This window comes from uncultured Flavobacterium sp. (assembly GCF_963975005.1).
Classification (GTDB): domain Bacteria; phylum Bacteroidota; class Bacteroidia; order Flavobacteriales; family Flavobacteriaceae; genus Flavobacterium.
This window is the reverse complement of the sequence record NZ_CAXBFR010000152.1, coordinates 1-6,051: the sequence shown is the minus strand read 5'-3', so window position 1 is coordinate 6,051 and position 6,051 is coordinate 1. Positions and strand designations below refer to the sequence as shown.

Annotated in this window: 10 protein-coding genes; all 10 read right to left on the bottom strand. The window is 28.5% G+C overall.

Annotated elements, in window-relative coordinates; genetic code table 11:
* On the bottom strand, positions 1–426 hold a 426-nt coding region (locus tag AACZ53_RS13375; protein WP_339839436.1), incomplete at its 3' end, for a hypothetical protein.
* Positions 419–898: a hypothetical protein gene (locus AACZ53_RS13370; RefSeq protein ID WP_339839434.1), complete on the bottom strand. Its 480-nt coding sequence runs from the start codon at positions 896–898 to the stop codon at positions 419–421. The genes AACZ53_RS13375 and AACZ53_RS13370, both read right to left, overlap by 8 nt.
* Before the next feature lie 14 nt (positions 899–912).
* Complete coding sequence (locus AACZ53_RS13365; protein ID WP_026717966.1) at positions 913–1,185, bottom strand: DUF2089 family protein; 273 nt, start codon at positions 1,183–1,185, stop codon at positions 913–915.
* A gap of 119 nt (positions 1,186–1,304) precedes the next feature.
* Complete coding sequence (locus tag AACZ53_RS13360) at positions 1,305–1,586, bottom strand: DUF2805 domain-containing protein (RefSeq protein ID WP_339839432.1); 282 nt, start codon at positions 1,584–1,586, stop codon at positions 1,305–1,307.
* Between the two features lie 137 nt (positions 1,587–1,723).
* Complete coding sequence (locus AACZ53_RS13355; RefSeq protein WP_339839429.1) at positions 1,724–2,326, bottom strand: alpha-ketoglutarate-dependent dioxygenase AlkB; 603 nt, start codon at positions 2,324–2,326, stop codon at positions 1,724–1,726.
* Positions 2,327–2,399: 73 nt separating this feature from the next.
* On the bottom strand, positions 2,400–3,122 hold the full coding sequence (gene aqpZ / locus AACZ53_RS13350) for an aquaporin Z (RefSeq protein ID WP_339839426.1): 723 nt from the start codon (positions 3,120–3,122) through the stop codon (positions 2,400–2,402).
* A gap of 39 nt (positions 3,123–3,161) precedes the next feature.
* Complete coding sequence (locus AACZ53_RS13345) at positions 3,162–3,518, bottom strand: DoxX family protein (RefSeq protein ID WP_339839423.1); 357 nt, start codon at positions 3,516–3,518, stop codon at positions 3,162–3,164.
* Positions 3,519–3,601: 83 nt separating this feature from the next.
* Positions 3,602–4,504 carry a DMT family transporter gene (locus tag AACZ53_RS13340; RefSeq protein WP_339839420.1) on the bottom strand — a complete coding sequence of 301 codons (903 nt, stop codon included), beginning with the start codon at positions 4,502–4,504 and terminating at the stop codon, positions 3,602–3,604.
* Between the two features lie 49 nt (positions 4,505–4,553).
* Positions 4,554–4,826: a DUF1501 domain-containing protein gene (locus tag AACZ53_RS13335; RefSeq protein ID WP_339839418.1), complete on the bottom strand. Its 273-nt coding sequence runs from the start codon at positions 4,824–4,826 to the stop codon at positions 4,554–4,556.
* A 319-nt stretch (positions 4,827–5,145) separates the two neighbouring features.
* Positions 5,146–5,895 (bottom strand): triose-phosphate isomerase, encoded by a 750-nt coding sequence (gene tpiA / locus AACZ53_RS13330; RefSeq protein WP_339839416.1) that lies wholly within the window; start codon positions 5,893–5,895, stop codon positions 5,146–5,148.
* Positions 5,896–6,051: the final 156 nt, after the last annotated feature.

Below are 6,051 nucleotides of genomic sequence, written 5' to 3'. Positions count from 1 at the left end.
TATCGAAGTTAGAAATAAAACAAAATAGTCTTGGGTTGAAATAGTTATATTTTTTAAATCATTTAGACTTTCTAAGAGTTTATTGGAAATAGTTGAAGATGCATCATTAATATTTACAAGAGTTGTTAAGTAAAACGGAATTCTTGCAATCAAGCTACTATTTAAAATGTCTATGAATCTAGTTTTTGAATTAAAATACTTTCCCAAGGCAAACAAAAAAAATGTCAAAATCAGCGTTAAGGCTATGTTTTGAAGTAAATGACTGATAAAGCTAATGTTATCTGGAAATGAAATATGTAAAATACTGTCAAATAGTGCATTAAATTGATAACCCAAAAGAGAGCCAATAAGCAAGAATAGTATTCCGAAAATTAACAATTCTTTCTCTGAATATTTTTCAAACGGATTTAAAAGTGTTTTAATCATTTTGTATTGATTTTATGATTTTTGATAATTCTTCTGGTTTTTGAGTTCCTATTAAAATAGAATCTTTGAAAGAATTTTTATTAGTGTAATGGATTTTTAATCCTTTATTGCCAGAAATATTATAAGCTCCTAAACGAATTCCCCAACCGCCATAATCCATTATGGGATTGTATTTTAGAACTTCCATTTTTTCAATATTTTGAAATTTATATATTTTATGAATTCCAAAAGGAAAGAACTTAATTTCAATCCTGTCTTTATAAACTTTAGTTTTTAGACTCATAATATAGAAAAGTATAAATACTAAAAGCATTATTACAATAGGAATAATGGCTAAACTTTTTGAACCATTTCCGTAGTTTTTTTCAATAAATATTTTGTAAAATATAAATGCATTTAAGCCTAAAATTAACAACCACAACCACCATTGACGAAATTGCTGTTTTTCTTCAAATAAGATTTTTTCTTCCATAATTTTTAAATTTTTCAATCATTCAATTTTTTAATCTTCTCAATCATATCATCCAATTTATTACGCACAGTAGGATAGCTATTTCCCATTTGGGTTGCCATTTCTTTTAAACTTCCGCTGGTTAGAAAAAATTGAAGAATAAAATTTTGCTCTTCTTCTGAAAGTTGTGATAATATAGGAAGAGGATAATTGCCAGAAACTTTCGTTTCACAGTTTTGACAACTCAATTGTGTTACAATAAGAGTGCTTTCACAACTTGGACAATTTTTAGGGAATTTAGGTTTCATATCAAATATATTCATGCAAATATAAATATTATTTAATATAAAATAAATAAAGTTAAAGTATTTTTTAATTTTGTTTAAAAAAGTATATAAAAAAACGCTTGATGAACAAGCGTTAAGTTTTAATCAAATTTATTTTTTATGTAGTATTTTGCATCTAAATCGTCATCTTCAATGGTGTTGAACTTTAAAGGTTTAGGTTTAGGTTTACTTGCAATAGCTTTCTTTTTCCATAACTCAAAATTTTCTTTATTGAGTTTTTTTCGCATAAAGTCATTGACATCATTTTCTACAATACCAAATTCTTCTTTAATGACTTCATAAGGTTTTTTTTCTTCTTGAGCCATACTAACAATTCGCTCTAAAGTTTCATTGTCTAATTCTGAAATTTTTCTTTTTTTCATTTTATGAAAATTACTTCACATTTTTTAAGGTTATTATTTACAATATTAACAAAAAAAGAGCAATTTTTCAATATTCATTTAATTTTTAACAATTTAATAAAATATAAACGTCAATTTATTAATTTTTTAAAAAATATTTATAAAATAGTCCTAAAAGTTAAATTTATTCTTGGATTTTTGCTACTAGTTGTTTTTGGGATTTGATGTTTGTAATGAATTTGACTACCTTCTTTCATCAAAATCAAACTACCATGTTTTAAAATTATATGCTGCTTAGCTTCTTTTATAGTATTGTGTTTCAGTTGAAAAGTACGTTCTTCTCCTAAACTAATTGAAGCAATAATAGGATTTCTACCTAATTCTTTTTCATTATCGGCATGCCAACCATTGCTATCTCTTTCGTTTCTATATAAATTAAGTAAAACAGTGGTAAATTTATGTTTTGCTTTTTCTTCAACTAACTCTTTTAAATGTATTAGCGTTGCATTCCATGGATGAGGATTCATGATAATATTAGAGTATTTATAGGGTTTCCCTTCATTTCCATATAAAGCAGTTAATCGTGGTTGCAAATGGTTTTTTCCATAAACAGTAATTGTGTCTTGTTGCCAAGGTATTTTTTCGTTTAATAATTTAAAAAACTCATCTGCCTTTTCTTTGGATAAAAAGTTGGGGTAATACTCAAAAATAGCATCTGGTAATTCTAAAATAATTTTTTCTTCTGGAAATAGGTTTAACATATTGTAAAAATATAAAAAAAAGCGATGAGTTTAACATCGCTTTTTTGATTTTGTTCAGAATTAAATAATTTTATTATTTATTATCTTGAAGTAAGTTTTTATAAATAAGCCCACCTATTAATGCCCCTAAAATAGGAGCTGCCCAGAACAACCAAACCTGACTTAAAGGTTCTCCTTGTGTAAATAAAGCTTGAGATAATGAACGCGCTGGATTTACTGAAGTATTCGAAATTGGAATACTAATTAAGTGAATTAATGTTAAAGCAAAACCAATTGCAATTCCAGCAAATTTTCCATTAGCAAATTTATCAGTTGCCCCTAAAATTATTATTAAGAAAAACATTGTCAATAAAAATTCTGCAATAAATACAGCAGTTATAGAATAACCGGCAGGAGAAAAAGAACCATATCCGTTAGAAGCAAAAGCACCAGCTTGTGTGGCATCAATTGCAAAGCCTTCTTTGCCAGAAAGTATTAAATAAAGGCAACCTGCAGCAGCAATTGCTCCAACACATTGTGAAATAATATAAGGTGCTAAATCTTTAGTTTCAAATCGACCACTTGCCCAAAGACCAAACGAAACAGCAGGGTTAAAGTGGCCGCCAGAAATGTGACCAACAGCATAAGCCATAGTCAGAACAGTTAAACCAAATGCAAGTGAAACACCTATAAAACCTATGCCTAAACTGGTTTCAACTTGTCCGGGTAGTAAATAATTAGCTGCAAAAAGAGCACTACCACATCCTCCAAATACAAGCCAAAAAGTCCCAAAAAATTCTGCTAAAAGTTTTCTCATAATTTAAAATTTAAGTTTTTATTTTGTTTTTTGTTTATACTATTTAATGTATATATATGCCCAATAGATTAGAATTAATTGTAAAGGCAAACGTATTAATGTTGCCCATTTTGGCAAACCTAATCTTGCTTTTTCATTCTGATACATATATAAATTGGCTGGAAAGACAGCTATTAATAAAACAATAATACCAATAGCACTCCAAGAGGAGGTTAATGCAATACATAATCCAATGCCTAAAATTATTTCTGCAAAACCACTTAACTGATTTAATAATTTAGGATTTGGAATGTAAGAAGGGATTATTTTTAAATATAAACGTGGATTTCTAAAGTGATTTATGCCTGCAAAGACATAAACTAATCCCATCAAGTATTGATGCCAAGGTAAATTCATTTAACTTAATTTTGTTATCCGAATTTAGTTAAAAAATTATATAATATGTTAAATTTTATTGCATAATGAAATAAATTATCGTTTTATGACTTTTTTCTTCGATTAAAGGTTAAGTTCATGATCACAATTGCAAAAACAATTAAAAGAACTCCTATCCATTGTGATGTGATAACCGTTTCATTTAAGATAAAATAAGCCATCATTACAGAAACAGGTAATTCTAAGGAAGAAACAATACTTCCTAAACCTAAACCTATATGAGGAAAACCAGAATTCATTAACATAGGTGGAATTATAGTTCCAAAAAGAGCTAATATAATTCCCCATTTCATAAAAATTTCAAAGTTGAAAGGAGTTGTTTGCGTAAATAAAGCAAAACCTGCTACAATAACTGCACCGCCTAAAAGCATATATAGACTTCTTTGCGCAGATGAAATTCCCAAAGCAACTTTATTTGCAGTAAACATGGTTGTTGTAAAGGAACAAGCTGCTAGTATTCCAAAAACTAAACCTTTCCAGTCAATTTCAACTGTTGAATTCAATAGATTTGTAGCCATTAATGTTCCGAAAAGTACAATAATAACTGCAATTATTTTTTGAGTAGAAGGTGCTTTTTTATCTAAAAACCATTCTAATAGAACTCCAATCCAAACCGTTTGCATTAACAAAACAATGGCAATAGAAACATCAATATATTTCACACATAAATAATAGAAAACACTAGTCATTCCTAATGAAGTTCCTGCCAACATTAGTTGAAAAATATTCTTTTTTGAAGCTTTAACTACATTAGTTTTAGCTTGTTGTTTTTGGAATAGATTGATGATTAATATTCCAATAATTCCATAAATAAATTGTGCTGAAGTCACTTCTGCTGTTGTGAAATTTTCTTGGTAAGCTAATTTAACAAAAGTAGCTAGCATTCCGTAACTCGTAGCACCTAATCCTACTAAAAAAACTCCTTTTATAATATTGTTATTCGACATTCTTTAAATTTTTAAAAGCCTGCAAAGATAGGTTTTTAAAATTTAGTTTTTAGAACAAACCTTCAATGGATTTATTTTTCAAGCCAATCTTTTTAGGGTTAAAACTTAACTTATTTTCTAATAATGAACTATAAACGCTTCTAAAATCTATTTCATATTTTAAATCACTATTAGCTAAATCGGTTAAGTTTGGATTATTTCCAATAATGCTTCCTTTGTTGCTTCCACCAACTATAAACATTGGAGCAGCAGCTCCATGATTACTTCCTTTTCCGTTGTCTTTGACTCTTCTTCCAAATTCAGAAAACACTACAATGGTCACATTTTACAATAATTTAACTTCTTTTAAATCACTAATCGATTTTGGTTCATCTATCAAGATTTTGGGCAAAGAAGTTTCTTATTTTGCTTGAAATGATTTAGAAATAAATTTATTTAAACCTATTTTTTTAATTTCTAAAGTTTGTTGGTTGGAGAACCCTAAACTTAACAACTAAAGTGATGCTTTGTTAATGCTTTAATTTTTAAGAATAACAAAAATGTATGTTCATTAGCTATAATTTTTTAAAAAGGTTTAATGCAAAAAAATCCATCACAATTAAGTAATGGATTTTAAAAATTATAACGGAATTCTTAATTAATTAAAAAGCGTTTACAATAGCCAAAAAATCATCAGCATTTAAAGCTGCACCACCAATTAAGCCACCATCAACATCAGGATTTGAAAAAATCTCTTTTGCATTATCAGGTTTTACACTTCCACCATAAAGAATTGAAACATTTTCAGCTACTTCGTATCCATATACTTTATCGATTAAAGTACGGATGAATTTATGCATTTCCTGAGCTTGTGCTGGAGATGCAGTTTCACCAGTTCCAATTGCCCAAACAGGTTCGTAGGCTAAAACGATTTTAGACCAATCGCTTTTTTCTAAATGAAATAAAGCATCACGCAATTGATATTCAACTAGGTTAAAATGGTTGTCTATTTGTCTGTCTTTCAGTTCTTCACCAAAGCAAAAAATGATTCGCATTTCATGTTTCAAAGCGGTATCAACTTTAAGAGCTAATAAAGCATCTGTCTCATGAAAATAAGCACGTCTTTCACTGTGCCCTAAAATAACTGTATTTACACCAATTGAAGTCAGCATATCAGCAGCTACTTCTCCTGTAAAAGCACCACCTTCTGCTTGATGCATATTTTGAGCAGCTACCGTAATCCCTTTACTGTTTGTTTTTTCAACAGCCGTTAAAAGATTTACAAAGGTTGGAGCAACAACTATTTCAGTATCATTTGTAGCTTTTTTAGCTATAATTTCTTCAAGAAGTTTAACTGTTTCTTGATTGTTTTTGTGCATTTTCCAATTTCCTGCAACGATGTGTTTTCTCATTTTATATTTGTTTTAGCCACAGATTTTCAAATTTATCTTTTCTGAAGATCCAAAATCTGAATATCTATTATCTTATTTCAATCTTTCCAAAGTTTCAATTAACTTATCATCATCAGCTTCAATTACTTTAAATAAAGCAATTTTACCTGTTTTATC

Excerpts from the sequence above, each read along its gene's own strand:
- AACZ53_RS13370 (WP_339839434.1), bottom strand. The coding sequence starts at position 898 with ATGGAAGAAAAAATCTTATTTGAAGAAAAACAGCAATTTCGTCAATGG.
- AACZ53_RS13365 (WP_026717966.1), bottom strand. The coding sequence starts at position 1,185 with ATGAAACCTAAATTCCCTAAAAATTGTCCAAGTTGTGAAAGCACTCTT.
- AACZ53_RS13360 (WP_339839432.1), bottom strand. The coding sequence starts at position 1,586 with ATGAAAAAAAGAAAAATTTCAGAATTAGACAATGAAACTTTAGAGCGA.
- AACZ53_RS13355 (WP_339839429.1), bottom strand. The coding sequence starts at position 2,326 with ATGTTAAACCTATTTCCAGAAGAAAAAATTATTTTAGAATTACCAGAT.
- aqpZ (WP_339839426.1), bottom strand. The coding sequence starts at position 3,122 with ATGAGAAAACTTTTAGCAGAATTTTTTGGGACTTTTTGGCTTGTATTT.
- AACZ53_RS13345 (WP_339839423.1), bottom strand. The coding sequence starts at position 3,518 with ATGAATTTACCTTGGCATCAATACTTGATGGGATTAGTTTATGTCTTT.
- AACZ53_RS13340 (WP_339839420.1), bottom strand. The coding sequence starts at position 4,504 with ATGTCGAATAACAATATTATAAAAGGAGTTTTTTTAGTAGGATTAGGT.
- tpiA (WP_339839416.1), bottom strand. The coding sequence starts at position 5,895 with ATGAGAAAACACATCGTTGCAGGAAATTGGAAAATGCACAAAAACAAT.